Source organism: Lysobacter sp. Root983 (assembly GCF_001429345.1).
GTDB lineage: Bacteria > Pseudomonadota > Gammaproteobacteria > Xanthomonadales > Xanthomonadaceae > Lysobacter.
The window spans coordinates 545,656-569,883 of sequence record NZ_LMJO01000001.1; the positions used below are offsets into that span (position 1 = coordinate 545,656).

General features: G+C 67.1%; 29 protein-coding genes. 10 read left to right on the forward strand and 19 right to left on the reverse strand.

Annotated features, from left to right (window positions below; translation table 11 throughout):
* Positions 1-19: 19 nt before the first annotated feature.
* Both ASE43_RS02390 and ASE43_RS02395 read right to left on the reverse strand, forming a co-directional pair.
* Positions 20-694: a hypothetical protein gene (locus ASE43_RS02390; protein ID WP_200943942.1), complete on the reverse strand. Its 675-nt coding sequence runs from the start codon at positions 692-694 to the stop codon at positions 20-22.
* A 24-nt stretch (positions 695-718) separates the two neighbouring features.
* The gene (locus ASE43_RS02395) at positions 719-1,807 is read right to left on the reverse strand and encodes a hypothetical protein (protein ID WP_056174730.1); all 1,089 of its coding nucleotides are present in this window, start codon (positions 1,805-1,807) and stop codon (positions 719-721) included.
* A 360-nt stretch (positions 1,808-2,167) separates the two neighbouring features.
* Between ASE43_RS02395 and ASE43_RS02400 the strand changes: the two genes are divergently transcribed.
* Together ASE43_RS02400 and ASE43_RS02405 are read left to right on the forward strand one after the other, a co-directional pair.
* Positions 2,168-2,722 carry a GNAT family N-acetyltransferase gene (locus ASE43_RS02400; RefSeq protein WP_057159338.1) on the forward strand — a complete coding sequence of 185 codons (555 nt, stop codon included), beginning with the start codon at positions 2,168-2,170 and terminating at the stop codon, positions 2,720-2,722.
* A 9-nt stretch (positions 2,723-2,731) separates the two neighbouring features.
* Positions 2,732-2,974 (forward strand): DUF6868 family protein, encoded by a 243-nt coding sequence (locus ASE43_RS02405; RefSeq protein WP_057159339.1) that lies wholly within the window; start codon positions 2,732-2,734, stop codon positions 2,972-2,974.
* Between the two features lie 96 nt (positions 2,975-3,070).
* On the opposite strand, the gene ASE43_RS02410 is transcribed toward ASE43_RS02405, so the two are convergent.
* The 7 genes from ASE43_RS02410 to cydP all read right to left on the reverse strand — a co-directional run bounded on the left by ASE43_RS02410 (position 3,071) and on the right by cydP (position 7,381).
* Complete coding sequence (locus tag ASE43_RS02410; RefSeq protein WP_056174736.1) at positions 3,071-3,427, reverse strand: DUF4377 domain-containing protein; 357 nt, start codon at positions 3,425-3,427, stop codon at positions 3,071-3,073.
* Between the two features lie 87 nt (positions 3,428-3,514).
* Positions 3,515-3,979 carry a universal stress protein gene (locus tag ASE43_RS02415; protein WP_082607054.1) on the reverse strand — a complete coding sequence of 155 codons (465 nt, stop codon included), beginning with the start codon at positions 3,977-3,979 and terminating at the stop codon, positions 3,515-3,517.
* 48 nt (positions 3,980-4,027) lie between these two features.
* Positions 4,028-4,282: a cyd operon YbgE family protein gene (locus ASE43_RS02420; RefSeq protein ID WP_056174740.1), complete on the reverse strand. Its 255-nt coding sequence runs from the start codon at positions 4,280-4,282 to the stop codon at positions 4,028-4,030.
* Entirely contained in the window at positions 4,282-4,407 is a 126-nt protein-coding gene (cydX, locus tag ASE43_RS21010; RefSeq protein WP_082576278.1) for a cytochrome bd-I oxidase subunit CydX, read from the reverse strand. The genes ASE43_RS02420 and cydX overlap by 1 nt, the downstream gene beginning before the upstream one ends.
* A complete protein-coding gene (gene cydB / locus ASE43_RS02425) occupies positions 4,407-5,540 on the reverse strand; it encodes a cytochrome d ubiquinol oxidase subunit II (RefSeq protein WP_056174742.1) in 1,134 nt (377 codons plus the stop codon). Before cydB ends, cydX begins: the two co-directional genes overlap by 1 nt.
* Entirely contained in the window at positions 5,537-7,120 is a 1,584-nt protein-coding gene (locus tag ASE43_RS02430; protein ID WP_157499628.1) for a cytochrome ubiquinol oxidase subunit I, read from the reverse strand. The genes cydB and ASE43_RS02430 overlap by 4 nt, the downstream gene beginning before the upstream one ends.
* 6 nt (positions 7,121-7,126) lie before the next feature.
* Positions 7,127-7,381, reverse strand: coding sequence for a cytochrome oxidase putative small subunit CydP (gene cydP, locus ASE43_RS02435; RefSeq protein WP_157499014.1), 255 nt, complete (start codon positions 7,379-7,381; stop codon positions 7,127-7,129).
* 367 nt (positions 7,382-7,748) lie between these two features.
* Between cydP and ASE43_RS02445 the strand changes: the two genes are divergently transcribed.
* Both ASE43_RS02445 and ASE43_RS02450 read left to right on the forward strand, forming a co-directional pair.
* Positions 7,749-8,582, forward strand: coding sequence for a universal stress protein (locus ASE43_RS02445; protein WP_057159343.1), 834 nt, complete (start codon positions 7,749-7,751; stop codon positions 8,580-8,582).
* A gap of 1 nt (position 8,583) precedes the next feature.
* Positions 8,584-9,006 carry a hypothetical protein gene (locus ASE43_RS02450; protein ID WP_057159344.1) on the forward strand — a complete coding sequence of 141 codons (423 nt, stop codon included), beginning with the start codon at positions 8,584-8,586 and terminating at the stop codon, positions 9,004-9,006.
* A gap of 35 nt (positions 9,007-9,041) precedes the next feature.
* Here the strand turns inward: ASE43_RS02450 and ASE43_RS02455 are convergent, their stop codons facing one another.
* Positions 9,042-9,941 carry a hypothetical protein gene (locus tag ASE43_RS02455; protein ID WP_057159345.1) on the reverse strand — a complete coding sequence of 300 codons (900 nt, stop codon included), beginning with the start codon at positions 9,939-9,941 and terminating at the stop codon, positions 9,042-9,044.
* A 204-nt stretch (positions 9,942-10,145) separates the two neighbouring features.
* On the opposite strand from ASE43_RS02455, the gene ASE43_RS02460 reads away from it, so the two are divergent.
* Positions 10,146-10,868, forward strand: coding sequence for a helix-turn-helix domain-containing protein (locus ASE43_RS02460; protein ID WP_056174757.1), 723 nt, complete (start codon positions 10,146-10,148; stop codon positions 10,866-10,868).
* A gap of 13 nt (positions 10,869-10,881) precedes the next feature.
* On the opposite strand, the gene ASE43_RS02465 is transcribed toward ASE43_RS02460, so the two are convergent.
* Together ASE43_RS02465 and ASE43_RS02470 are read right to left on the reverse strand one after the other, a co-directional pair.
* A complete protein-coding gene (locus tag ASE43_RS02465) occupies positions 10,882-12,903 on the reverse strand; it encodes a PAS domain S-box protein (protein ID WP_057159347.1) in 2,022 nt (673 codons plus the stop codon).
* Entirely contained in the window at positions 12,900-13,586 is a 687-nt protein-coding gene (locus ASE43_RS02470; RefSeq protein ID WP_235568628.1) for a winged helix-turn-helix domain-containing protein, read from the reverse strand. Before ASE43_RS02470 ends, ASE43_RS02465 begins: the two co-directional genes overlap by 4 nt.
* 226 nt (positions 13,587-13,812) lie before the next feature.
* On the opposite strand from ASE43_RS02470, the gene adhP reads away from it, so the two are divergent.
* Positions 13,813-14,850, forward strand: a complete 1,038-nt coding sequence (gene adhP, locus ASE43_RS02475; protein ID WP_057159349.1) for an alcohol dehydrogenase AdhP — start codon at positions 13,813-13,815, stop codon at positions 14,848-14,850.
* Positions 14,851-14,869: 19 nt separating this feature from the next.
* Positions 14,870-15,763 carry a universal stress protein gene (locus ASE43_RS02480; RefSeq protein ID WP_157499630.1) on the forward strand — a complete coding sequence of 298 codons (894 nt, stop codon included), beginning with the start codon at positions 14,870-14,872 and terminating at the stop codon, positions 15,761-15,763.
* A gap of 66 nt (positions 15,764-15,829) precedes the next feature.
* Here the strand turns inward: ASE43_RS02480 and ASE43_RS02485 are convergent, their stop codons facing one another.
* The 3 genes from ASE43_RS02485 to ASE43_RS02495 form a co-directional block, all read right to left on the reverse strand.
* The gene (locus ASE43_RS02485; RefSeq protein WP_235568629.1) at positions 15,830-16,705 is read right to left on the reverse strand and encodes a CPBP family intramembrane glutamic endopeptidase; all 876 of its coding nucleotides are present in this window, start codon (positions 16,703-16,705) and stop codon (positions 15,830-15,832) included.
* A 297-nt stretch (positions 16,706-17,002) separates the two neighbouring features.
* Positions 17,003-17,806 carry an arginase family protein gene (locus ASE43_RS02490; RefSeq protein ID WP_057159352.1) on the reverse strand — a complete coding sequence of 268 codons (804 nt, stop codon included), beginning with the start codon at positions 17,804-17,806 and terminating at the stop codon, positions 17,003-17,005.
* A 70-nt stretch (positions 17,807-17,876) separates the two neighbouring features.
* The gene (locus tag ASE43_RS02495; RefSeq protein ID WP_157499631.1) at positions 17,877-18,293 is read right to left on the reverse strand and encodes a DUF4124 domain-containing protein; all 417 of its coding nucleotides are present in this window, start codon (positions 18,291-18,293) and stop codon (positions 17,877-17,879) included.
* A gap of 176 nt (positions 18,294-18,469) precedes the next feature.
* On the opposite strand from ASE43_RS02495, the gene ASE43_RS02500 reads away from it, so the two are divergent.
* Positions 18,470-18,970, forward strand: a complete 501-nt coding sequence (locus ASE43_RS02500) for a hypothetical protein (protein ID WP_057159354.1) — start codon at positions 18,470-18,472, stop codon at positions 18,968-18,970.
* Between the two features lie 36 nt (positions 18,971-19,006).
* Here the strand turns inward: ASE43_RS02500 and ASE43_RS02505 are convergent, their stop codons facing one another.
* Entirely contained in the window at positions 19,007-19,621 is a 615-nt protein-coding gene (locus ASE43_RS02505; RefSeq protein WP_057159355.1) for a hypothetical protein, read from the reverse strand.
* A gap of 237 nt (positions 19,622-19,858) precedes the next feature.
* On the opposite strand from ASE43_RS02505, the gene ASE43_RS02510 reads away from it, so the two are divergent.
* Positions 19,859-20,776, forward strand: coding sequence for a DUF2268 domain-containing putative Zn-dependent protease (locus tag ASE43_RS02510; RefSeq protein WP_057159356.1), 918 nt, complete (start codon positions 19,859-19,861; stop codon positions 20,774-20,776).
* 48 nt (positions 20,777-20,824) lie between these two features.
* Here ASE43_RS02510 and ASE43_RS02515 read toward each other — a convergent pair whose 3' ends face one another.
* Together ASE43_RS02515 and ASE43_RS02520 are read right to left on the reverse strand one after the other, a co-directional pair.
* Positions 20,825-21,511, reverse strand: coding sequence for a DUF4386 family protein (locus tag ASE43_RS02515; protein ID WP_057159357.1), 687 nt, complete (start codon positions 21,509-21,511; stop codon positions 20,825-20,827).
* A 141-nt stretch (positions 21,512-21,652) separates the two neighbouring features.
* Complete coding sequence (locus ASE43_RS02520; RefSeq protein WP_057159358.1) at positions 21,653-22,048, reverse strand: type II toxin-antitoxin system PemK/MazF family toxin; 396 nt, start codon at positions 22,046-22,048, stop codon at positions 21,653-21,655.
* Between the two features lie 337 nt (positions 22,049-22,385).
* On the opposite strand from ASE43_RS02520, the gene ASE43_RS02525 reads away from it, so the two are divergent.
* Positions 22,386-23,402, forward strand: coding sequence for a transporter (locus ASE43_RS02525; protein ID WP_057159359.1), 1,017 nt, complete (start codon positions 22,386-22,388; stop codon positions 23,400-23,402).
* Positions 23,403-23,415: 13 nt separating this feature from the next.
* On the opposite strand, the gene ASE43_RS02530 is transcribed toward ASE43_RS02525, so the two are convergent.
* Entirely contained in the window at positions 23,416-24,138 is a 723-nt protein-coding gene (locus tag ASE43_RS02530) for a M15 family metallopeptidase (protein WP_057159845.1), read from the reverse strand.
* Positions 24,139-24,228 lie beyond the last annotated feature (90 nt).

Consider the following 24,228-nt stretch of genomic DNA (forward strand, 5'->3'; position numbering starts at 1 on the left):
AGAACTCCGTGTAGCGGTCTTAGCGCGGAGGAATGCGGACCTGCCGCAACGGCATGCCCGGTGGCGCGAGCGCGGGCGGAACGACGCGATCGGACGGCATCTGAATCGGCCGGCCTTGCGGATCGTAGAGCGTGAAGTCGGGCGCGAACATCAGGATCGGCTCGATCGCGACGCCTTCGTCGGTGACCTGGTGATGGCGCACATAGCCTTCGGGCAGGTCGTAGCCCTCCGGCACGGCCAGTCCCGCCAACGGCGGACTGGTGCCGGGCGGATTGAACGCGCCCAGACCGGTGCGCACGCCGGCCTGCTGCAAGGCCTCGATCACTTGCGCGCCGCTGGGTTCCGGATCGCCGGGTTGGAAGTAAGCGGCCAGATCGTCGGGATCCTGGCTGGGCATGGCCTCGGGCTCCTCCAGCGATGCGGCTTGCAGCTTCGGGCGCGCGTACGGCGGCCGGCCCTCGATCGGGCCGGCCGTCGCATCGTGTTGCGCGCCGGCCTGTGCGGCGAGCGCGTTGTTGCGATCAGCGGATTCTGGCTTGAGCACCCACCAGGCCGACGCCGCGACCAGCGCGACGACCATGCAAACCGCCCACGGCAGCCATCTGCCGCGGGCGGTGGGCGGCTTCGCGATCACACGCATGCCCTCGCCGTCCGCTCGGGACGACGGGGTACGCGGCTGGCTGCGCTTGGCCACGAGGCGGGTTTCCTAACCCATCCCTCAGGGCGTGGCCGGCTGATACACCGACAGCGCCCAGCCCATGCGCTCGTGCCCGTACTGGTTCCAGATCGGGCTGCGGCCGTTGCTGAAGCTGGAGTAGCGCGGTGCGCCGCTGCCCGTGCTGCCACCCCAGAGCCCGGCCGACACGGTACCGCCGGTGTAGGTCGGATGGGTGTCGTCGGACTGGATGTAGTCGAACGAGCTGGAGGACGAGACGAACTTGGTATTGGCGTCGCGCAAGGTCGCACGCAGGGTGACCGCGGTGCGGTTGATGTAGCTGGCCTCGCTTTCGCCGGACACGTAGCGCAGCGCGTCGGCATCGATCTGGCCGTCGCCGTTGCTGTCGTAGTCCGCGCCCATGTACTGGGCGAAGCTGTCCGCGCACTGGAAGCCCTTCTGGCGGGCGTACTCGCACATCCAGTAGTTCATCTTGGCGATCGCGGGCAGGAAGCGATCGCGCATGTTCACCGTCTGGCCGGTACTGGCGTCGCGGCAGGAACTCTGCACGTTGTCGGCGTTGTAGCCCGGGTAGTACAGGTTGGAGATCACCTTGAGACGGGTGTTGGCGTGCGCATTGGTATTGATGTAGTCCATCGCCGCCGACACGTAGGTCTTGCAGGAGTTGACCGCCGCGTCCAGGCCGCTGTAATCGCAGGTTCCGGTCTGCGACTTGAAGGCGGAGCGCGCCTGCAGGCCGTCGTTGCCGCACATTTCGAAGCTCACCACGCGGGTGGTCGCGGCCTGCATGTAGGAACGCTCGGCCACGATCTTGTTCTCGTAGACGTCGCGCGCGACGGCGCCGGACTTGGCGCGGCGGATGCTTTCGATGTCGGCGTTCCAACGCGCCGACAGGTATTCGGCGTCCACCGTCGGCGCCGAGTAGCGCGCCGCGTTGCTGATCGAGCCGTTGTAGCCGGCGAAGATCGAATCGCCGTACGCGACGACGCGGTACTTGGTGCTGGTCCCGGCCCGGTCGATGGTCCACGACACGTTCTGGTTGAGCGTGCTGGCCATGGCCGGAGCCGCGAGCGCAAGCAGCGCAGCAGCCGACAGCCACCGCCCCGCCCTGGTGCGGAACAGAGTCTTCATCCTTAATTCCCCTTCGAAATGATGTGCGCCACGGACACCGGTTGGTGCCCGCTGAGAAAACGCCGAACCCGATCACGATGAGGACGCCCGCAGTTTTCCGGGCGTCTCTCCCCCTACCATCGCCCCCAGACGCTAGCGTACGGTCCCCGGGCGCGCAATGTGCGCTGCAACAGCGGCGAGGGACGGCATCACGTTTTCGTACATGGGCGGCGAGCCGAGTACGGGATGGCGATCGACAGGGCCGCATGCTCCGCACTCAAGTTTGCGCCGCCTTTCACAGTCGCAACGGTTGACCTGGATCAATGGAGGCTAAGGCCGCTGACCTACTCTGCATGTGAGCCCCATACGGGAGTACGCAGCATGGCCACGAAATCCTCGTCGACCTCCACCAGCCCCGCCCCTGGCACCGCGCATTGGCCGGAAACCTTGCGCGACGGCAGCCGACTCACCATCCGTCCCATCGCGGCCGAGGACGCCGCCGCCGAGCGCGCGTTCATCGAAGGCTTGTCGGACCAGTCGCGACGCTTTCGTTTTCTCGGCCAGACCCGGCATCCCAGCGCGGACCTGATCCGTCAGCTGACCGACATCGACTACGTCCACGATTACGCGCTGATCGCCACGACGGGCGGCGACGACGGCGACGAAATCGTCGGCGTCAGCCGATACGGGACCAGCCCGGACGGATCGCGTTGCGAATGCGCGATCGCCGTGGCCGACGAATGGCAGAACAAGGGCCTGGGCACCACGCTCATGAGCCGCTTGATCCGGATTGCGCGCGAACGCGGCATTCGCTCGATGTACTCGATCGATTCGGCCGAGAATCGGCGTATGCGCGACCTGGCCGGCGACCTGGGCTTCCGCACTCGCAGCGATCCGGACGATGCCAGCCAGGTCATACACGAACTGAACCTGTGAGACGACCCTATGAACACCGCATTCTGGCCGAACTTCCTGCTCTGGTGCGCCGTTCTCAACTACGGCCTTTTGCTGCTGGGGTTTGCGGCCTACGCGAAGTTTCGCGAGCCGATCCAGCGGCTGCACGGCCGCTGGTTCGCGCTGTCGCCGTCCGCGTTCGACGCCAGCGCCTATCTGATCTTCGGCTTGTACAAGATCGCGATCTGGATGTTCCTGATCGTCCCCTACATCGTTTTGTGCTGCCTGCGCTGAGATCCCTTGCCGTGTCAGACGGCGCTTGCGCCTGCGAGGCTGCAGCCGACGCAGGCGCCGGCGAAGCCCGCGGTGGCTCGATCGGCGCGCTTCCGGCTATTCGTGTATGTGCGGATAAGCCCCGATCACCTGCTTGAGCACCAGGCGTCCCAGGGACGAATGCTGGGCGGCCGGATACTCGATGATTTCCAGTACATAGTCCTGGCCTTGCGTGTAGGCGAAGCCTTCCACGCGCGCGCACCTTGGCCGCCAGCCGTCGCCGCCATGCTCGAGCACCTGGTAGCGCAGCGCGGGCAGCTGGCCCGCGCAAGCTTCGCTGGCCACCGCACGTATCCGCTTCGCCACCGCATCGCCGGCGATATTCGGAGTCCCGGCGGGGCTGCCGTCCAGGAGTATTTGCGACATGCAGCCGCTGAGCAGCAGCGCTGCGGCCGCGACGATGAGCCGAGTCATGATCGATACTCCTTCATCACTGCTCCGGATCCGGGACAAGACCACGGCGCGCCAGGATCGGCCGCGCAAACAGGCTCTGCCCCTCCTTCAACGCACGACCGTAAGGGGCACCATCGTGCTTCCCAGCACCTTGCTGGCGACCGAGCCCAGGAACAGACTCTTGAGCGCCGATCGCCCGTGCGAGCCCATGACGATCAGATCGCAGCGGTTGGCCTTGACGAACTTCAAAATGGTGGGTGCCGGCTCGCCTACCAGCACATGCTCCTCGCAGGCGGCTTTCGCGCGTTTGAGCATGGCCCTGGCCTTCTGCGTCGCCATCCTGCCGTTCTCGGCGTGATAACGGCGGGTGCCTTCCAGCCCCAGACTCATCGCGACGCTGCGCAGCAGCGGCTCGTCGGCATACAGCAGGTGCAACTCCGGCGCCAGCTTCAGCTCCCCAGCCAGTCGTATCGCATAACGGACCGCGCGCAAGGCGGCCTCGCTGCCGTCGACCGCAATCAGGATACGCATGCTCTTCTCCTCGACACTCGTGCGTTCATTGACCGCGAGCATGGCCCGGGCCCGGCCGGAGCGCCTTGACCCAGATCAAGGCCTGCGCGCTCAGAAGCTGCGCGCCCACGACAGCGCCAGGACCAACATCGCCGGCCAGAGCAGGGCCGGATGCAACGCGGCGCGCAGCCACGAATGCAAGGGGCGGTAGCCCACCCCGTGAACGAAGCCGGCGCAGATAGCGAGCATCAAGGGCGTCAACAGACCGTGCCCGGCCGCCGTCATGCCGCCGCCGCGCATCGCCGGCAGGAACAGCAGGCCCAGGCTCAAGCACGAAGCCAGCAGCAGCGAAACCGCACGCGCCATCACACGTCCTCCTGCACCTCGCGTCTGCTGCGCTCTTCGTCGCTGCGCAGTTCGTACCACATCGCGTTGAGCACGCCGAAGCAGCACGCCAGGGCCAGGCCCAGGATCCAGGCGAAGTACCACATCAGTAACCTCCTTCGGAATCGTGCTGCGACTCCACGTAGGCGCGGGTCACGGTGCCGCGCATGACTCGGAAGGCCCAGCCCGTGTAGGCCAGGATCAGGGGTAGGAATATCGCCGCGGCGACCAGCATGATTCCGAGCGTGCGCCTGCTAGAGGACGCGTCCCAGATCGTCAGGCCGTGGCCCGGAAGCGTGGAGGACGGCATCAGGAACGGGAACATCGCCAATCCCGCGGTCAATATGATGCCAGCGACCGCGCCGCCGCTGGCCAGGAAGGCGAGCCCGTGCGAGCGCACCGTCGCCACCGCGATCAACAGGGCGACGACCGCGACCGGCACGGCCATCATCCATGGCGTCAATGCGTAATTGGCGAACCAGCCGCCGTCGATCATCAGCACGTGTTTGGTCAGCGGATCCGAGGAGCCGTCGGCATGCAGGCCGCTGACGATCGCCGGCGCCGGGATGGAGCGCAGCCAGATGCCCGCCACGAGGAAGGCCGTCGCGGTCGTGGCGGCGGCGATGCGGGCGATGCGCCGCGCACGGCGGCCGACAGGGTCCTCGATGCGCATAGCGGCGAATGCGGCGCCGTGCATCACCAGCATGGACAGACTGACCACCCCGGCGAGCAGGGCGAAGGGCCTGAACAAGCCGATGAAGCTGCCGTCGTAGACCGGAAGAAGCTCCGGTGTGAAATGGAATGGCACGCCCAGCAGCAGGTTTCCGAACGCCACGCCGAAGACCAACGCGGGCACCGCGCCGGCGACGGTCAGGGCCCAATCCCAGGCGCCGCGCCAGCGCGCATGCGGCAGACGGTTGCGGAAGGCGAAGCCGACCGGCCGCAAGATCAGCGCCACCAACAGCAGGAACATGGCGAAGTAGAAGGACGAGAACGACGCGGCGTACAACAGCGGCCAAGCCGCGAACACGGCGCCGCCGCCGAGGATGAACCAGACCTGGTTGCCCTCCCAATTGGGCTCGATCGACTCGATCACCATGCGCCGTTCGACGTCGTCGCGTCCGACCAGGCGCAAGATGGCGCCCAGTCCGAGGTCGTAGCCATCGGTCACCGCGAAGCCGATCAGCAGCACGCCCAGCAGAACCCACCAGATGATGCGCAGCAGCGAATAGTCGATCATCGGTCGGTCCTCGCGTTCGGCGGGCTTATCGCGCCATGAAGGGGATGGGACGCCGGCCAGAACTTCAGCCGGTCCGGCCCCGAGCGAATCGCTCGCAGCATCAGCACCACATCGACCACCGCCAGCCCGGTGTAGAGCACGACGAAGCCGATCAGGCTGGCGAGCACCTGGCCGGAGCTGGTCGAGGACACGCCCAGGAAGGTCGGCAGGATGCCGTCGATCGCCCACGGCTGGCGCCCGTATTCCGCGACGATCCAGCCCAGCTCGGCGGCGACCCACGGCAGCGGCAGGCTCCACAGCGTGATGCGCAGGAACCAGGGCCGATGCAGTCGCCCCCGTGTGGCCAGATAGAACGCCCAGCCGAATAGCAGGATGAAGAAGCAGCCCAGACCGACCATGATCCGGAACGACCAGAACAGCACCGGCACGTTCGGGACGGTGCTCCAGGCGGCGCGATCGATGACCGCTTCGTCGGCCGTGGCCGGGTCGGCGACGTAGCGCAGGGTCAGAAGCCCGAATCCCAGATCCTCGCGCAGGGCCAGAAACGCCGCGATCTTGTCGGGATCCTCGCGATCGGCGCGCAACTCGCGCAGCGCCGTATGGGCGGCGATCCCGCGGCGGATGCGCGCGCGGTTGTGCTCGACCAGCTCATGGATGCCCGCAACCTCTTTGTCCAGCGATCGCGTGGCCACCAGGCCCAGCGCCCAGGGAATGCGCACGGCGTGCGCGGTTTCGCGCCGCTCCATGTCCGGCATGCCAAACACCGTGAACGACGCCGGAGCCGGATGGGTGCGCCATTCGGCCTCGATCGCGGCGACTTTCATCTTCTGGTTCTCGGACGCGGTGTAGCCGCTTTCGTCGCCCAGCACCGCCACCGATAACGCCGACGCCAGGCCGAAGCTCGCCGCCACCACCATGGACCGCCGCGCGATCTCCAGGTTGCGTCCGCGCAGCAGGTACCAGGCGCTGATCGAAAGCACGAACATGGCACCGGTCACGTATCCGGCGCTGACGGTATGCACGAATTTGGCTTGCGCCACCGGATTGAATACCACCGAGGCGAAATCGGTGATCTCCATGCGCATGGTCTGGAAGTTGAACTCCGCGCCGACCGGGTTCTGCATCCAGCCGTTGGCGATCAGAATCCACAGCGCCGACAGGTTCGCGCCGATGGCCGTCAGCCAGGTGACCGTCAGGTGCTGGAGCTTGCTCAGTCGCTCCCAACCGAAGAAGAACAGGCCGACGAAGGTGCTTTCCAGGAAGAACGCCATCAGGCCTTCGATAGCCAGAGGCGCACCGAAGATGTCGCCGACGTAATGCGAGTAGTACGCCCAATTGGTTCCGAATTGGAACTCCATGGTGATGCCGGTCGCCACGCCCATGGCGAAGTTGATGCCGAACAGCACGCCCCAGAAGCGGATCATCTGCTTCCAGATCGGGCGTCCCGTCATCACGTACACGCTCTCCATGATCGCCATGATCACGGCCAGCCCGATGGTCAGCGGAACGAACAGGAAGTGGTACAGCGCGGTGAGCGCGAACTGCAGTCTCGATAGGTCTACGACGTGTAGATCGGGCATGGCGATTCACCTGGTAGGCAGAAGGAGCCGATCGACTTTCGCGTCGTCTATGCGCGGTCGGTGCGATGGCGAAAAGAACAGCAGGTACAGCACCGTCAGCAGCGCCAGCTTGGCGACGACGGCGACGACGATGCGCCGACGCAGCAAGCGGCGGAATCCGGGCGGCATGCCCGCCTCATCGGCGGATTCGCCCGGCGCGCGCGCGGCGTTCACCGGATGCGAGCCCGGTTCTCCACCGCTTTCGCGCTGGCGACCCGCCAAGCGGCGTTCTCCGCCGCCTTGTGGGATTGGCGGTCTTCGACCGGGTCTCTCGAGGTGACCTGCCCGTCCCCGTCCGCGTCGACTCGGATGTTCGGGGATTGCGCGATCGCCCGCGGGTCGACGGCCCGTTCATCCAGTACGCATTTGCGCAAACGCTCGCTGCCCATGGTCGCGTCCGTATGAAGACCCGCGCCATTACCTCAGCCGCCGCCCATCGCCGTCTTGATCCAGATCAATCGACGCGCTTGCGTGGTCACACCCGCGCACGGACTGGCGGATCGGTACGCGTTTGACGCAGATCAGTGCCCCGCCTCGCCGACGGGGGTGCAATGGATGCCGCGGCCGCACCCGGCCGGGGAGAACACTTATGTACAAGGATCTGATGATCCCGATGACGGGCACCGGCGCGGACGAGGATGCTCTGGCCTTGGCGATAGCGCTGGCGAAGTCGCATGGCGCACATTTGACGGTTCTGGAGATGGTCGACCTGCCGATGCCGCTGACGCATCCCTGGGGATTGATGCCGGACGCGACGATGTACGAAGCCCATGCGATCCTGCGCGAGCGCGGGGCGAAGAACCTGGCGCGACTCCAAGCGCGGCTCGCGGTCGAGTCCGTCTCGTCCGAAGCCCGGCTGATCGAAGCCTTGTACTCGGAAGCGTCCAGATCCGCGGCCAGGCACGCCTACGACGCCGATCTGACGATCGTCGCCGGCGCGGTCGGCGACAACGCGGATTCCGTCATACCGCACGCCTATTTCGTCGACCTGCTGCTCGAGTCAGGACGGCCGGTACTGGTGGTTCCTCCGCGTTCGGCACCCGCACCCATGCGGCGCTTCGCGATCGCTTGGCAACCCACCCGCCAGACCAGCCGCGCCGTACACGATGCCCTGCCCTTGCTGGAGCAGGCCGAACGCGTGGATGTGCTGACGATCGACGAGGACGGCTCGCCGGACCCTCAGCAGTCCGGCGAGCGCATCGTGCGACATCTCATCCGCCATGGCATCGATGCCCACCGCATCGTGCGCCCCTGTCTGGATCAGAGCGTGGCCACTTCGATTTTGCGGTACGCGCACGAGGCCGGCTCGCAGGCCCTGATCGCGGGCGGCTACGGACATTCCCGCCTGCGCGAGTGGGTGCTGGGCGGCACGACCCGGGAATTGCTGATAGGCGCCGACCTTCCCGTCTTCTTCGGACACTGACATGGCGCGCCATATCGTGTATCCGATGGACCATCCTCTGATGGGAGATCCGACGCGGCTGCGCGGGCACGCCCGTTGCGCGCTGGCCCGCGCCTCGGCCAGCATCGAGTCCCTGCGCCATCAGGCCATTTCGGGCGAAGGGCCGATGCTGCGGCAGCAGCGTGCACTCATGCATGAGGTCGTGCGCGAGCTCGATCTGCGCTTCGGCGATCTACAGGCGCGCTACGTCGAGCTGGGGTCCGAAGCCTGCACCGACCCCGGAGCGGCGTGGCAACGGTTCTTCGATCGCTACGACCGTTTTCTCGAGGCATTGCGGCTGCGCCGTTGCGAGATCGCCACGACGCTAGCGCACTGCGGTGTCGATGACGGCGCGGCCATGATCCATTTGGGCGCATCCGCCGGACCTCTAAGCAACGTCGGATGAGCGATGGCGCACGGTGCGTGCGCCTGCGGGGTCGATCAGACCTCGCTGCGGACCGAGGCGTACGGCGCTGCCGGGTCTAGCAGGCTGTCCACCCAGGGTTGGACGGCGTTGCGGATCATGCGTCGTGCCGCATCCACGCTCAGCGTCCGCTCGTCGACAGACGATATCGGCACGCCCACCTTCGGTTCCAGCGCATCGCTCGCTCCATTGGCCAGACGAGCGAGTTCGGGCTGTCTGCCGATGCGGGTCAGGCAGGCATGGCGATGATTGTGCGGCACCGCATCGGCCATCGATCCCGACAGCGCCCGATGCTTCCACAGCGCGGACAAACCGTAGTCGCCCTCGTCGCGCCCACCTCCACGTTCGTCCGCCAGGATCAACGAGCCCTGCAGGCAGCCCATGGCCAGGCTCTGCGCTATGCCCCCCGCCACCGCGGGCGAGCGGCTCGAGCCGTAGACCACACCCAGGGCATCGAGCGCATCGCCCAATCCGACCATGCCCACGCCCAGACGCATGGGCAGCGCATCTTCCACGCCGAATTCCATCACCGCATCGTCCAGCATGCGTACCGCGACCGCCGCGGCCGCGCTGAAACGCGGGTGATCGAAGCGCGCCGAGTCGGTATGCGGATCGGATACGAAGACGCCCGCATTCACCACGGCGACAGGATCGAGCAATAGCGGTACCGGCTCATCGGTTCCCGCGTTGCGCAGAAGGCGGGGGTCCGGGAGTATCTGCCACTTCCCGAACGCGAACGCGTAGCGGCTGCGCCAGTACACCCGCTCCTCGCCCTTCGACTCGGTCAGAGCGCCAGCGATGCGCTGCCAGGTCGCATCGATGGTACGGTCGCGAAGCTGGCCGCCGCTGCGCCAGCGGAAGCGGGCATCCCATAGGTCGACGGCGCTCGGGTCGCTGAATCGCGTTGTACGGCTCACGGTATTTCCTAGCGGCAGCCACCGCGCTGTATTCACGCCACTGTGCCGGGCGCCAGGGGACCGGCATTGACGCGGATCAACCCGACGCCAGCGCCCATCGCGGGGAACGCCTGTTACAAACCGTTACCGACGGTTACCGCTTTCGAATCATCCGCCGCTTCCACAGGCCTAGGCTCAGTCTCAACTCGTCGCCGGAGCGCCGCCATGTTGCTCGATCACGTCTCCCCTAGCGGGCTCGTTCCCGCCCCGTCCGAGCATCTGTTCACGCCGACCCGTACCGATGAAACCTGCAGCCTCGAGCAGTTGTTGCAGGCCTGGCCGCTCCAGCGTCGCTGCGTTCACGCCAAGCAACACGTGTTCCGCGCCGGTCAGGCGCGGCATGCTCTGTACCTGATTCACTCGGGAATCTTCAAGACCGCGGTGATCAGCGAGGACGGGCGCGAGAAGATCACCGGCTTCCGCATGCGCGGCGACCTGCTCGGCCTGGATTCGCTGGACATGCCGACTCACGCTTGCGATGCGACGGCCTTGGACACGGGCGAGATCTGGGAGCTTCCGTACGCGCAGCTGCGCGACCGGATGCCGCAGTTCCAGGAGCGCATCACCGCGCTGCTGGCGGGCGAAATACGCCGCGACTGGAACTGGATGCTGGTACTGGGCACGCTAGGGGCCGACCAGCGCGTGATCACCTTCCTGTTCGATCTGGCCTCGCGCCTGGAACGCCAGGGCTTCAGCCCCAATCATCTGCAACTGCGGATGACGCGGGCCGAATTGGGCAATTTCCTTTCTCTGACGCTGGAAACCGTTACCCGCGTGCTCTCGCGCCTGCAAGCGCGCGGACTGATCGCCGTGGCCGGTCGCGAAATACACATGCTGGACCGCAAGGGATTGCGGAGCATCCTGAGTGAAAGCGTCGCCTATCATTAAATCGCCGCGACGCTTATCCCGGCCGGTACAAGGCACGCGCAACCGCAGCCGTCAGGTCCTCGCGCCGGTAGGGCTTGCGCAGCAACTCGAAAGTCTCCGCCGCCTCGTCCTGGCCGGCATCGGCAAAGGTCTCATAGCCGGACGTCAGCAGCACCGGAATAGCTGGCGACATGCGTCGCACGACCGTCGCCAGCTCCTTGCCGTTCATGCCCTCGCCCAACATCACGTCGCTGAAGAGCAAGGCGATCGGCCCGCTATCGGCCAATCGCAGCAAGGCCTCCTCGGCCGATCCCACCGCGATCACCTGGTACCCCGATGAGCGCAGGAAAGCGACCGTGATATTGCGCACGGCCGCATCGTCCTCGACCACCAGCACGGTTTCGCCGCCCCCTTCCTGGCGCTTGCCGTCGACCTGGGCGGGCGCGGGCGCGCGGGTCTGCGAGGCAGGCAGGAACAGCTCCACCTGTGTGCCATAGCCCAGCGTGCTGTCGATACGCAGATGGCCACCGCTTTGTTTGGCGAAACCGTAGACCATGCTCAGGCCCAGACCACTGCCCCGCCCGGCTTCCTTCGTCGTGAAAAACGGTTCCATCGCCCGGGCCAGCGTCTCGGGCGCCATGCCGCGGCCGGTATCGGCCACGCCGATGCGAACGTAGGGACCGGCCATGAGATCGCCCGCGCGCGTCGGATCGCCCGCCCGATGCGAACGTGCCTCGATGGTGATTTCGCCTCCATTGGGCATCGCGTCGCGGGCGTTGAGCGCCAGGTTGAGTAGCGCCGCATCCAACTGGGTGGGGTCGACATAGGCCGGCGGCAGTGCGTCGTCGCATAGCACCTGCAGGCGAATGCTATCGCCGAGCGTTCGCTTCAGCATCGATTCGACGTCGCGCAGCAACGCTGGCGTATCGACCGGTCGCGGCAGCAGGCGCTGTCGGCGCGCGAACGCCAGCAGCTTGCCGGTCAACTCGGCGCCGCGGCTCACCGAGCGCAAGGCGCTGGCGATGAGCTCGCTGGCCTCTGGCTTGTCCTGGCACTCCATTTCCAACAGCTGCAGACTGCCGGACATGACGGTCAGCAAATTGTTGAAGTCATGTGCGATACCGCCCGTCAACTGGCCGATCGCATCTAGCCGCTGGGAATGGGCCAGTTGCTCCTCGGTCCGGCGCCGCTGCACGAACGCCGCGATCAGGTCGGCCACCGACTGCAGCAGGTGCAAGGCGTCGTGATCGAAGTGCCGCGCCTTCGCCGACACGACCAAGAGCGCCCCCATGGGCCTGCCGCGATCCGACAACGGCAGCAGCACGCCGCTTCCCGACCGCGGCGCGCTCACCGGGAATCCCTCGGCCGGGCTGGAATCGCACGCCAAGTCGTCGACGACCAGGGTGTCGCCCGTCTCTATGCGGGCCAATAGCGCCGCTTCGTCCAGCCCGGCGGGCGATTGCGAACCGGCGATCGAGAAGTCCAGGCCGACCGAGGCGCGGGTCTCCACGTTCTGCCGATCGCTGGACACGAACACGATGGCGACGACAGGCGCATCCAAAGCCGCGGCCAGCAAGCCTGGCACGTGGTCGACCACGCCCGATTCGTCCTGCGCCTCGAGCGCGAGTTGGCCGATCCGCGCAGCCAAGGCGTCGTAGCGTGCGCGAACCAGGGCCTGGCGCGCTCGCTGCGATTCGGAAATGTCGCGCACCGAGGCCAGATAGCGCGGCCCCTGATCGCCCTCGATCGGGCTCAGGGCGATCTCGACCGGAAACCGGCGCCCATCCAGGCGTTGACCGATCAGGCTTTGTCCGGACACCCCCATTGGACGCACGTGCGGTCGATCCATGTAGTGCGCGCGGTGACTGCGGTGCCGCTCGCGGGCCGATTCGGGAATGAGCTGTTCGATGGAGATCTGATTCAGCCCACCCGGCGGGTAGCCGAACAGGCGTTCGGCCTGGCCATTGGCCTGCACGATCCGCCCGCTGCGATCCACCACCACCAGCGCGTCCGGCACCGCCTCGAACAGTCCGGGAAACGTGCTATCGCCGTTCATGCGCCACGCACCTCCGCCGCGAACAGATAACCGGCACCCCTGACCGACTTGATCAGCTTCGGCTCGCTGGGGTCGCGCTCTATCTTGCGCCGCAGCCTGCCGATGCCCACGTCGATGGTCCGATCGAACGGACCGGCCTGGCGGCCGTGCACGCTGGTCATCAATTGATCGCGGCTGAGGACCTCGCGCGGATGCTCCAGCAGGGCCTTGAGGAGTTCGAACTCGCCGGTGGTCAGGGGCACTTCCTCGCCGGTGGCATCCACCAGACGGCGCGCCAGCAGGTCGAGCTTGAAGCCCTCGAAGGCCAGACCGTTGGTCGCGGGCGCCGGCAGGGAGGCCACGGCCCGGCGCATCACCGAGCGCGTTCGTGCCAGCAGTTCGCGCAAGTCGAAGGGTTTGGTCACATAGTCGTCGGCGCCGAGTTCCAGCCCGACGACGCGTTCCACCGCCTCGCCGCGCCCGCTGACGACGATGATCGGCCCGCGCCACTGCGTCTGCAGGTGGCGCAGCAAGGAGAGGCCGTCCTCGTCGGGCAAACCCAGATCCAACAGGACCAGATCGATGACTTGCGAGCGGATCAACGCGCGCGCTTGCGCGGCGCTCGCGGCGCCGACCACCTTGTAGCCGTTCGCGCCGAAATAACGCGACAGCAACGCGACGATGTCGGCGTCGTCGTCGATCACCAGCAGGCTTGGAGCTGGCCGCGTCGAAGACCTCGCGTCGGTGGCTTCGGGTGGCATAGAGATCGCAACTTTCGCGGAAACCGATGCCGGGAGCATGGTCCGATCCCGGCCCGCTCGCAAGCGCCGGTTGCGCCTGCCCGCGAGGCTCGATCGACTTGATCTGGATCAAGGTGCGTGCGCGCGCCCGGCTTAGAGTCTAGGGCCGTTCTCCATCCAGGATCCCGTCATGAAGGGCAGCATGAGAGCGGCAGTGGCGCAGCGCTCGGGCGAGCCGCTGGTCATCGAGCGCCGGCCGATTCCCGCTCCGGGTCCTGGCGAGGTGCTGGTCAAGATACACGCCAGCGGCATCTGCCACACCGATCTGCACGCGATGGACGGGGACTGGCCGATCAAGCCCGCGCTGCCGTTCATTCCCGGCCACGAGGGTACCGGCGTGGTCGCCGAGCTCGGCTTCGGCGTGAGTCAGCTGCAAGTCGGCGACGCGGTCGGTATCGCCTGGCTGCACGACGCTTGCGGCCACTGCGAGTACTGCATCACCGGCTGGGAGACCCTGTGCGAGCGACAGCACAACAGCGGCTACGGCGTCGACGGAACCTTCGCCGAATACACGATCGCCAATGCGGCCTACGTCGTCCGGCTGCCGCACGATTGCGATTTCTTCGCGCTCGCGCCGATCCTTTGCGCTGGCGTCACCAGCTACAAGGGCATCCGCGAAACCGAGGTACGGGCCGGCGAATGGATCGCCATCTCCGGCATCGGCGGACTGGGCCATCTGGCGATCCAATACGCCCATGCCATGGGTTTGCGCGTGGCGGCCATCGACGTGAGCGACGCCAAACTGGAGCTGGCGCGTTCGCTGGGCGCGGAGATCGTGGTCAACGCCAACGACGGCCGCGCGCTGGAGGACATACGCCTGGGCACCGGCGGTGGCGCGCACGGGGTTTTGGTCACCGCGGTGTCGCCGGCCGCGTTCGCTCAGGCCCTGGGCATGGTTCGGCGCAAGGGCACGGTCTGCCTGGTGGGTCTGCCTCCCGGGGATTTTCCGACGCCCATCTTCGAGGTCGTCCTCAAGCGCATCACCCTGCGCGGCTCCATCGTCGGTAATCGCCAGGATCTGAGCGAAGCGATGGCGATGGCCGCCAACGGCAAAGTCCGGGCGATGACCGAGCCTTACTCCCTGGACCAGATCAATGCGGCGCTGGACCGGCTACGCAGGGGCGAGGTGGAAGGCCGCGCCGTGCTCGACATGACCTTGCTGGCGTGAGCGCTGGCGTGGACTTGGCTTGATCCGGGTCAATACCCCCGATCCGCTTCCTGCCAGGCTCACGACATGGCCCTTGCGAGCACCCGCCATGTACAAAGACTTTCTCCTTCCCCTGCTGATGGGCGACCTGGCTTCGCCGGTGCTGAAAGCGACCTGCGCGATCGCCAAGGCCTGGCAGGGCCGGGTCATCGCCCTGGTCGGCGTCAGCCAGATCGCGCCCGTCGCGCAAGCCTGGGACTACTACCCCGCTGGCGTCTACGAAAGCATGCGCGATTACGCACTGGCCACCACGCAACGCATGGCCGAAGCCGCCGACCTATGCCTGCGCGATGAAGGCGTGCCCTACGATATCCGCCTGTCCGAGGATTACTGGTCCACCCCCGCAGAAATCGCGACCGCGCATGCCCGCTACGCCGACCTTACCGTGCTGGGCATGGGCGACTCCGAGACGGAGACGCGCCATCGCGTGTTCGCCGCGGTCGCAGCGGGTGCGGGGCGCCCCGTGCTGAGCGTACAGGCCTCCACGCCCGCCACCGTCGGGTTCGGCCACGCGGTGGTGGCATGGAAGGCGTCGAAGGAGTCCGCGCGTGCTTTGAGCGACGCCCTGCCCTGGCTGGGTCGCATGGCCACGGTGGATTTGCTTACCGTCGAGGAAGCTTCTTCCAAGGCGAACCCCTTGGACGCGCTGCTGTCGAATCATCTGGACCGGCATGGCGTGCGGACCCGGTGGGTTCGTCGTTCGGCCGCGCACGCCAGCGCGGGCGCCGAAATCGTCCATCACGCCGCCGAAAGCCGCGCGGACCTGATCGTCGCGGGTGCGTACAGCCATTCGAGACTGGTCGAGCAGGTCCTGGGCGGTACGACCCGGCATCTTCTGAGCAATGCGCCCTGTCCGGTGCTGTTCGCGCACTGAGCCCGATCGCGGCCGAACGTCGCGGCACGCGATACGAACTCAATCGGACGGCGTGCCGTCGGCGGCCTACGCCGCGTCGCCCAGCGTCGTGGAGCGGGCCGATGCGGCCGAGCCTTTCCACCGCCACAGCAACACGATCAGCAGGACATCGACCACGACCGCGAAGATGCTGGCTTCGGGGCCGAAGCTGCCGCCGGTGACCCACTGCGGCCGGTCCAGCAGTTGCGGATGGAACCAGCCCGCGTGCGCGAAGCCGCTGACGTCGAAGCCCAACAGATAACCCTGCGCCCAGTTCCAACCCAGGTGGATGCCGACGGGCATGGCCAGGCTGCGCGTGCGCAGATAGGCCAGGCCCAGCAGGACCGCGCCCAGGAACAGTTCGATCGTCGCCCAGACCAGGGTGCCGCCCTGCATGTCCGGGTTGCCCCAGTGACTGCTCGCGAACAGCAGGCCCAAGGCCAATTGCGCGACCCACACGCCGGCGCCGGCGATCAGTCGCTGGAATACGAAGCCTCGGAACAGGGTTTCCTCGAACAAGGCCACGAACAAGAAGATGTAGAGGCCATAGGCCAGCAGGCCGAAGCTGCGCGCCGGGTCCAGTTCCAGCCGCACGCCGCCGACCGCCCAGATCATCGCGACCGCAAGCACGGCCGTCGTCAAGCCAAGCAAGGAACCCACGCCCAGCTCCCTGGCCCAGCGCGCATTCAACACGAAACCGATGCTGGACAGCGGCTCCTTGCGCAGACGCACGCAGATCCAGGTGACCAGCAGCAGGAAGACGAAGCGCAGCGGTTCCAGGGCCTCCTGCGGCGCGCCCCAGCCCTGCAGCACCCGGCTCACCGGGGTGTAGACGAAACGGCTGGCGAACATCAGCGCGGCGAAGATCAGGATCCACCAGCCGTTGCGCACGCGTCCGTTCGAGTCGAGAAATAGGCGTTTCAAGGTGACCTCGGGGCGATGTCGGGTGACGACAGGCATGTGCTCGTCGGTTGCCGACGGTCAGGATCGTGTCGACGAATATATCTTCACATGAAGATACTCGATGTAAACACTATCCGGCTGAGCCCGCAACTGACGGCGGTCATGGCGCAGGCAAGGGTGCCGTGCCTGCGCTCCAAGGCAGTCGCGTCCGCATTAGCCCGCGGAAGTCTCCATAAAGGCGTCGGCGCTTGGCTGCGGGGCGGGCCGGGAACGGACGCGCCGCGGTCGATACGACCGGTTCGGTGCGCGGTTAGGGCCTCAACGGCGCAGGGCCGCCTCGCACAGGCGCGCGATCACCCTGCTGCCCTGCTCCGCTTCCAGCGCGTCGGCGGGCGAGAACTCGGTCAGGGTAAGTCCGACCAGATCCGACGCCTCGGCGATGCGACGCACCAGGGCGACCGCGTCGTCCACGCGCAGATCGCCATCGGTATAGGCCAGGTAGGGAAACTCGCTGGGTTCGAGCACGTCGAGGTCGAAGTGGATGTGCACAGGCCCGTTGGGAAGCTGCGTAGGGTCCAGGGTCTGCAGGTCCAGTTCGCGCCGCAGCGCCCAGTCGCCGTCGTCTCCGACGTGGATGCCGAAGTAACGCAAGCGCCCGGGATCGAGCGGCGCGCTCATTAGCGACCGCATCGGCGCGGGTGCGAGACCAAGGACGGCCGCGACCGGCATGCCATGGAAGCTGCCGCTGGGCGAGGTTTCGGGCGTGTTCGCATCGAGGTGGGCATCGATCCAGATCACGGTGAGCTGCGGATGGATGCGATGCAGATGATCGATCACCGCGATATCGACGGCGCAGTCGCCACCGGCGGTCAGCACGCGTTCGGCGCCCGAGCGCGCGAGGATGTTCTGGGCGTCGCGGAACTGCTCGAGGATCGCATTCCAGCGCCGCACGCCGTGGGCGTCGCCCTCGGCGGCGCTTACCGGCACCCGCTCCAGGGGCGCGAAGCGCGCGCAGACCGCGGCGGCGGCTGCGGCACCGCGAGCCAGGTTGCGATGGCGTCCGGAGCCCTGCCATTGCGGGTACGCCAGAACCAGGTCGAACGCGTTGGAATTCGGTGGCATCGGTTCATTCTCTCCAAGACGCTGCGCGCGGTGCCGGCCGGATCGCTTCGCCGCGCGCTCCCCCATCAGCCTACTTGCAGGCGTCGTACACCCTATCGTTCAAGGCCCGGCGCGCGTCGTAGCCTACGTCGTCGTTGTGCTGACGCAGGATGACCTCGCGTCGGGCCTTGGCCGCCGCGCAGGCGTCGGTTGCGGCCGGCGACGGTGCGTAGGCGGCGCTGGCCCGCGAACCGTCGGTGCCGGCCAGGCGCGATAAGTACCGCGAATCCGCCTCGCCTTGTTTACGCCGATAGTGGCGCCGCCACAATTCGTCGTTGCTGGGCGGCGGCGCCGGCGTTGCGTCCCAGGACTTCACCGCCTTCTGCGCGGGCGCGCAGGGCTCGCTTTGATAGCTGACCGCGGCGCCCTTGCCGACGCACTTGTGCACGCTTTGGCCCTGGACCGTGCCAGCGAACGCCAGCAACAGGCATGCGAGTCCGATTCGCATCCATCACCCCCCGGTTGATAAGCGCAGGCTAGCAGACCTGAGCCGCGGCGCCCTGGCCCCCGCAACGCACGGTCACGAACCGCCGCCTGAACGCTGCGCCGCTCGCTGCGGGACTGGCTGGCCGATCGCTCTGGCGCGACGCGATACTGTGGGCCGATGCCCTATTCGGAATCCCTATGCGTAGCCTTCTGCTGACGGCCCTGTTGCTGCCGTGGTGCGCTTGCGCTGCCGAGGCCACGCCGGAGCAAGCCGTGTCGACGTTGTGGCGCGCCTCGTCCAATGAAGCCGGAGGCAGCGCGGATCTGACCGCGCTGGAACGGCTATTCCATGCCGATGCGGTGGTCTTCGGCGGCCGCTACAAGGACGGCGCGCCGGTGGTTCGGCGCTGGTCCGCCGCCGATTTCCTGAAAAACTTCCAGGGCGTGCGCAAGCAAGGCTTCCACGAATGCGAAGTCGCGCGCGTGGTCCACACCTACGATCGTTTCGCGGTGGCCTACAGCGTGGTCGAATCCCGGGCCGACAAGCACGCGGCGCGTCCGGACTTCGTCGGCGTCAACAGCGTCCAGCTCTACAAGGTGGGCACGCAGTGGCAGGTGCTGTCCTTGTACTACCACGTCGAGAAGCAGGGGTCGCCGATTCCGACCGACGCTGGACGCTCGGGGCAGTGCATCGGTTAAGCGCCCGGACTGCCGGGGTCCCGCGCCTTGGCGGCCTCAGTCCGGCAATAAGCTCCACTGCGAACCCTGCAGTTGGAAGCGCACCCGTTTGGAGCCTGCGCCGGCACCGGGCGTATGCAGTTGCGCATCGCATTCGACCGCGCCGCTGTCGCGGTCCAGATCGCAGGACTCCAGCGCGGCGACTTCGAGGGCGAGCGCGAACCGACGATACTCGGCGGCGCGCCGGGCATCGGTTTCGCGCGCGCCCAGCGCCTGCAAATGTTCGCGCAGCAGCGCTTGCGCGCGGCCCAGGGTCGGTTGCGGAGCCTCGATATCGGACCGTTTGACCAGCCGCCAGTGCGCACCGTCCAGGTCGAAGGCGAAGACCTGATACGCATCGCGCATCGGCGCTTCGATCTTGACGATGCAGGCGGTCTGCGCGGGGACCAGCGACTGACACCCTTGCACGAGCGAGAACTTCAGCGATTCCAGCAAGGCCCGGCCGAGCGGCGACGCCGCCGCCTGGGGCCCGGCCCGTTCCGCGCTCAAGGCCGCGTGCAAGGCGGCATTGGCCTGATCCAGGGTCGGCGCCGCATCCAGGGCCAGGGCCTGACCCGACGCGAGCGACAGGACGAATAAAGCATAACGGCGTGCGAGCGCGGTGAGCGGCATTCGGGAAGACTGCGTGGAGCGGACGAAGACCGCGGGCGGCATAGTCTAAAGGCACGGCGCTATCGACGAAGGAGCAGGACGCCACCGTCGCAGCGCCTCCGCTTCGGCTGTCAAGCCTCTTGAGTTCACCGTCGTCCGGCCTACTCGGGCCGCTATCGCCGAGGCGGTGCGGCGCTACCATGCAGGCGCAGCACGACCAGCCGATTCCAAACCGCCTACGACGAATGGAATGCCCCCATGCGAGCCACACGCCTGCTTCTGACCACCGTATCCCTGCTCCTGCTCACCGCCGCCGTCCCGGCCCAGCGCGGCCCGGAAATACGCGTCGACGATATCGAACGCTTCTATGCGATCTACGATCGCGCCGGCGGCAAGCCGAGCGCGGAAGAACTGCAGCGCGACTATCTGGATCAGGGCAGCCCTGGCTTGCTGGAGTTCGCTCGGATGCGCAGGATCACCGGCGAACGCATCGCCGGCATGATCGCCGAGCGGCCCGCGCTGTACACCAACGCCAAGCGCTGCGTGGACGTGTTGCCCGCGGTGGAGACCCGGCTGGGCACGGCGCTGGGCAAGCTCAGCCAGTACTACCCGCCTACGCGTTTCCCTCCGGTGACCCTGGCGATCGGGCGCGGCAAGCCGGTCGGCACCGCCAACGCCAGCGGGGTGATGATTGGGTTGGAGTCTCTGTGCGCGGTGGACGTCCTCAACCCCAATCTGGAGGACCGCTTCGTCTACGTGATCGCACACGAGTACGCGCACGTGCTGCAACCGGCCGCGCAGGTGGAGGACTCCAACAGCACGGTGCTCAAGGCCTCGCTGATCGAAGGCGGCGCCGAATTCGTGGGCGAGCTGATCTCCGGTTCGGTCGGTTACAGCCATCTGCGCGCCGCGACGCGCGGAAAGGAACTGGCGCTGGAAACCGCGTTCCTCGCCGACCAGGACCAGAAAGCCGAAGGCTCGGCCTGGCTGTACAACGGCCTGGGCACGCCCGAGCGCCCGGGCGACCTGGGTTACTGGGTCGGCTATCGCATCGCCAAGGCCTACTACCGTCAGGCCAAGGACAAACGGGCCGCGGTGCGCGAGATCATCGAATTCGAAGACGCCAAGGCCTTCCTGGCCAAGAGCGGATGGAAGCCGGGTATGCAGTTGGATTGAGGCATCGCGGCGGGTCGGCGCCGACGACGCGCCGACCACCGCCGCCCGTCAGCCATCGACCGCGCGCTGCGCGTTCGCCTCCTTGGGGAAGCCCTTGACCAGCAGCCAGCACAGCAACGTCAGGTAGACCAAGGCCAAGGGAGCGATCAAGGGATAGATCACCGGCAGCCCGAACAAAGGGCGACCGACGGAGAACATCTGCGCCGTCGCCGCCGCGATGCCGACCACCGCAAGCGCGCGCGGCACCAGCCGCGCCCGGTAAAGAAACGCGAAAAACACCAGTACGCTCGCACCGCCGATCAGCACGTCCATGAAGTGGATGCTGTTGCGCAACCCGGTCAGCAGGCTCTTGGCCGGCAGGAACAGTTCGCCCGCGTGCGGACCGGCGGCGGTGTAGGCCTCGCTCAGGCTGGCGAACGCGACCAGGGTGGAACATTCGATCAGGGAGATCGCCAGGGCGGCCGCCGCCAGCCCGAAATAGAAGGTGACGATCGCCGGGTGGCTGCGGCGGAAGTGCGCCGACACCAGTGCCGCGACCCATAGCTTCAGCAGGCTGGTGCATAGGCCGATCACCGCGATCAGGCCTATCCGATACGGATGCTGCGCGGCATTCACCAGCAGGCCCTCGCCGACGAACAGATCGGTCTGCAGTTTGAAGTTCGAATACATGCCTAAGGCGAAACTGAGCAGCATGCTCGCCCCGATCCAGCGACCCACGGTGGTGATGTTGTTCATCTCGTCCCTTCGTTCCCCGCCTCATCGGCGAGGCCCACTGTCGTCGTGCGTCGCCAGCGCGTTCAAGCGCGACAACGACAGGCGACGACTAGGACTGGATGAATACCGGCCGGGCGCGACCGGCGGCGCGGACCGGCCCGTTCAGCGACGGAAGAACGAGGCCTGCAGGAAGCGCATCCCGGCCAGAATCTGGGCGACGCGTTCGCCCGACAGGCTGCCGATGCGTTCGCCCAGTCGCGCCTTGTAGACCGTCGATACCTGCGAGACCACCACCACGCTGCGCTTACTCAACCCGCCCTCGTCCGGGTCCAGCAGCAGGTTGCCGGGCTCGCTGGCACGGTTCAAGTTGGAACTCAGCGCGCACACCACCACCGTGCCGATGCGCGAATGATTGAATACATCGTCCTGCACGATCACGTGCGGATGCGGCGCGCCCGGGATCGAGCCTTTCGTGGGATCGGGTGGCAGCCAGAACACTTCGCCTTGATTGACGACGCGGGCATGCCCCCCGCCTGGGGCTTCTGGCTCTCGATCCATGGCTTGCGATACCGGTGCTGAGGTGCGGTGAGGGCGTGCTGGCGCTGCCGATGCGGGAGCGCGCGGAAGAGAATACTAGGCCTGCCGCCGAAGCGCGGCTGACGCGGATCCGGCGACTGCCGCGGTCGCGGGTCCGCCCGACCGCACTCCCGGATCGGATCGCGCCATCCGACTGGGGCGATCCGGAGCTCCACTTCACCCCCGCAAGCTGGCTACCTATCGCGCCCTACCCGCCCGCCGCTCCGAGGCCACGACCCGGCGGGCCCGCCCGCAAGCCCAAAGGCATCGCCCGCCACCAACTTCCGCTAGGCTTTCGGCAAATCCCGGACTACGCACGATGCGCTCGATCGACGCTACTTACGGCTCCAATGAGGATGGACTGATCTGGGGCTATCGGTTCGCGCCCGGCCAGGCCGCGCAGGCCATCGGCACCGACGCGGTCGCGGCGTTCCTGGCCGCGCAAAGCGTCGCCTCCACCGGCGAGTTCCTGTGGCTGCATTTCTCGCTCTCCAATCAGGGCGCGGAGCGCTATCTGCGGCGCGTGCTGGATCTGCCCGAGGCCTTCTTCGAGTCGCTGGGCAGCCAGGTCGGTTCGACCCGTTTGGAGCAGGACGACGATGCCCTGATCGCGGTGATCCACGACGTGCTGTTCGAATCCAGCTTCGACGCCTCCGAGGTCGGCACCACCAGCCTGTGCATCAATCCGCGCCTGATCGTCAGCGCGCGCCTGCGCCCCTTGCGATCGGTCGACCGGCTGCGCGCGGCGGTACGTGCGGGGCAGCCGTTCCGCTCGCCGGTGGAACTGCTCGCGCATCTGTTGCGCGATCAGGCCAACGTGCTCAGCGATATCCTGCGCAAGTCGACCGTGCGCGTGGACGGCATCGAAGACCGCCTGCTGGCCAATCGCATCGCCAGCGACCGCACCGAGTTGGGCAGCTTGCGGCGCTCCTTGGTGCGCCTGCAGCGGCTGATGGCGCCGGAGCCGACCGCGCTGTTCCGGCTGTTGAACCGCCCACCGGCCTGGGTCGATCGCGACGACGTGCAGGACCTGCAGCAGGCCGCCGAGGAGTTCTCCACCGCGATCGGCGACTCGGCTGCACTGGTCGAGCGCGTCAAGCTGATCCAGGAAGAACTGGCGGCGCTGGTCAACGAGCAGACCGGTCGCAGCCTGTTCGTGCTGACCGTGGTAACGGTGCTGGCGCTGCCGGTCAACCTGATCGCGGGCCTGTTCGGCATGAACGTGGGCGGCGTGCCGCTGTCGGAGCACGGCCACGGCTTCGCCATCGTGGTCACCGCCCTGGTGGTGCTGACCGCGGTGTTGGCCTACCTGGCGTTCGGCCGCAAGCGGGATTGAGCGCAGCCCGCGCTCAGCGGATCGGAAAGTCGTAGGCGGTATCGGGCGTGGGCTCGGGCTTGTAGGTGTAGTGCCACCACTCCAGCGGATAGTTGACGAAGCCTTCGCGCGCCATCGCGGTCAGCAGGCGCTGGCGGTGTTCGCGCTGGGCGGGGCTGGCACCGGGCCAATCGGTATGCGCGGAGACGTCGAAGTAATCGAAGGGCGTGCCCATGTCCAAGGGCGTGCAGGTGGCCGGATCGCTCGCCGACCCGCAACGCATCAGGGTGAGGTCCAAGGTGGCGCCGCGGCTGTGGCCGGAGGTCGGCGAGATGTAGTCGCCGAGCAAGGCGCTCTTGTCCAGTCTGGGGTAATAGGCGGCCTTGGTGGATTGGTCGTGCAGGTCGCCCGCCCAGGCCACGAAGTCGCCGACCGCGCGGGCCGGGCGATAGCAATCGAAGAGCTTCAGACGCAGGCCTTCGGTGCGTAGCATGCGCTCGACCCGTTGCAGGGCCTGCGCGACCGGGCGTAGCAGGTAGCAGCGCGCCGCAACGTAGCCTTCGACCGGACGGCCGACGAAGTTGTCGGCGGAGGCGTAGCGGATTTCCAGGGCCAGATCCGGCACCGATGCGCGCACGTCGACCATGCCGGCCGCATCGGCGTCGCTAGCGGGCGACAGGCGCGGCGCGACCGCGGCGCTCGGCGCTGGTGGCGACGCTGGTGGCGAGGTCGAGACGCAGCCGGACAGGAGCAGCATCAACGGCAGGAAGATGGCGATGCGCATGGGCGCCAACATACAGGACCCGGCCCGCGACCGCGGCGGGCGGTCGTGGGCGCGGGTCGGAGC

Coding starts and splice junctions, on each gene's coding strand:
- ASE43_RS02395 (WP_056174730.1), bottom strand. CDS start 1,807: ATGAAGACTCTGTTCCGCACCAGGGCGGGGCGGTGGCTGTCGGCTGCT.
- ASE43_RS02400 (WP_057159338.1), top strand. CDS start 2,168: ATGGCCACGAAATCCTCGTCGACCTCCACCAGCCCCGCCCCTGGCACC.
- ASE43_RS02405 (WP_057159339.1), top strand. CDS start 2,732: ATGAACACCGCATTCTGGCCGAACTTCCTGCTCTGGTGCGCCGTTCTC.
- ASE43_RS02410 (WP_056174736.1), bottom strand. CDS start 3,427: ATGACTCGGCTCATCGTCGCGGCCGCAGCGCTGCTGCTCAGCGGCTGC.
- ASE43_RS02415 (WP_082607054.1), bottom strand. CDS start 3,979: ATGCTCGCGGTCAATGAACGCACGAGTGTCGAGGAGAAGAGCATGCGT.
- ASE43_RS02420 (WP_056174740.1), bottom strand. CDS start 4,282: ATGGCGCGTGCGGTTTCGCTGCTGCTGGCTTCGTGCTTGAGCCTGGGC.
- cydX (WP_082576278.1), bottom strand. CDS start 4,407: ATGTGGTACTTCGCCTGGATCCTGGGCCTGGCCCTGGCGTGCTGCTTC.
- cydB (WP_056174742.1), bottom strand. CDS start 5,540: ATGATCGACTATTCGCTGCTGCGCATCATCTGGTGGGTTCTGCTGGGC.
- ASE43_RS02430 (WP_157499628.1), bottom strand. CDS start 7,120: ATGCCCGATCTACACGTCGTAGACCTATCGAGACTGCAGTTCGCGCTC.
- ASE43_RS02445 (WP_057159343.1), top strand. CDS start 7,749: ATGTACAAGGATCTGATGATCCCGATGACGGGCACCGGCGCGGACGAG.
- ASE43_RS02450 (WP_057159344.1), top strand. CDS start 8,584: ATGGCGCGCCATATCGTGTATCCGATGGACCATCCTCTGATGGGAGAT.
- ASE43_RS02460 (WP_056174757.1), top strand. CDS start 10,146: ATGTTGCTCGATCACGTCTCCCCTAGCGGGCTCGTTCCCGCCCCGTCC.
- ASE43_RS02465 (WP_057159347.1), bottom strand. CDS start 12,903: ATGAACGGCGATAGCACGTTTCCCGGACTGTTCGAGGCGGTGCCGGAC.
- adhP (WP_057159349.1), top strand. CDS start 13,813: ATGAAGGGCAGCATGAGAGCGGCAGTGGCGCAGCGCTCGGGCGAGCCG.
- ASE43_RS02490 (WP_057159352.1), bottom strand. CDS start 17,806: ATGCCACCGAATTCCAACGCGTTCGACCTGGTTCTGGCGTACCCGCAA.
- ASE43_RS02495 (WP_157499631.1), bottom strand. CDS start 18,293: ATGCGAATCGGACTCGCATGCCTGTTGCTGGCGTTCGCTGGCACGGTC.
- ASE43_RS02500 (WP_057159354.1), top strand. CDS start 18,470: ATGCGTAGCCTTCTGCTGACGGCCCTGTTGCTGCCGTGGTGCGCTTGC.
- ASE43_RS02505 (WP_057159355.1), bottom strand. CDS start 19,621: ATGCCGCTCACCGCGCTCGCACGCCGTTATGCTTTATTCGTCCTGTCG.
- ASE43_RS02510 (WP_057159356.1), top strand. CDS start 19,859: ATGCGAGCCACACGCCTGCTTCTGACCACCGTATCCCTGCTCCTGCTC.
- ASE43_RS02515 (WP_057159357.1), bottom strand. CDS start 21,511: ATGAACAACATCACCACCGTGGGTCGCTGGATCGGGGCGAGCATGCTG.
- ASE43_RS02520 (WP_057159358.1), bottom strand. CDS start 22,048: ATGGATCGAGAGCCAGAAGCCCCAGGCGGGGGGCATGCCCGCGTCGTC.
- ASE43_RS02525 (WP_057159359.1), top strand. CDS start 22,386: ATGCGCTCGATCGACGCTACTTACGGCTCCAATGAGGATGGACTGATC.
- ASE43_RS02530 (WP_057159845.1), bottom strand. CDS start 24,138: ATGCTGCTCCTGTCCGGCTGCGTCTCGACCTCGCCACCAGCGTCGCCA.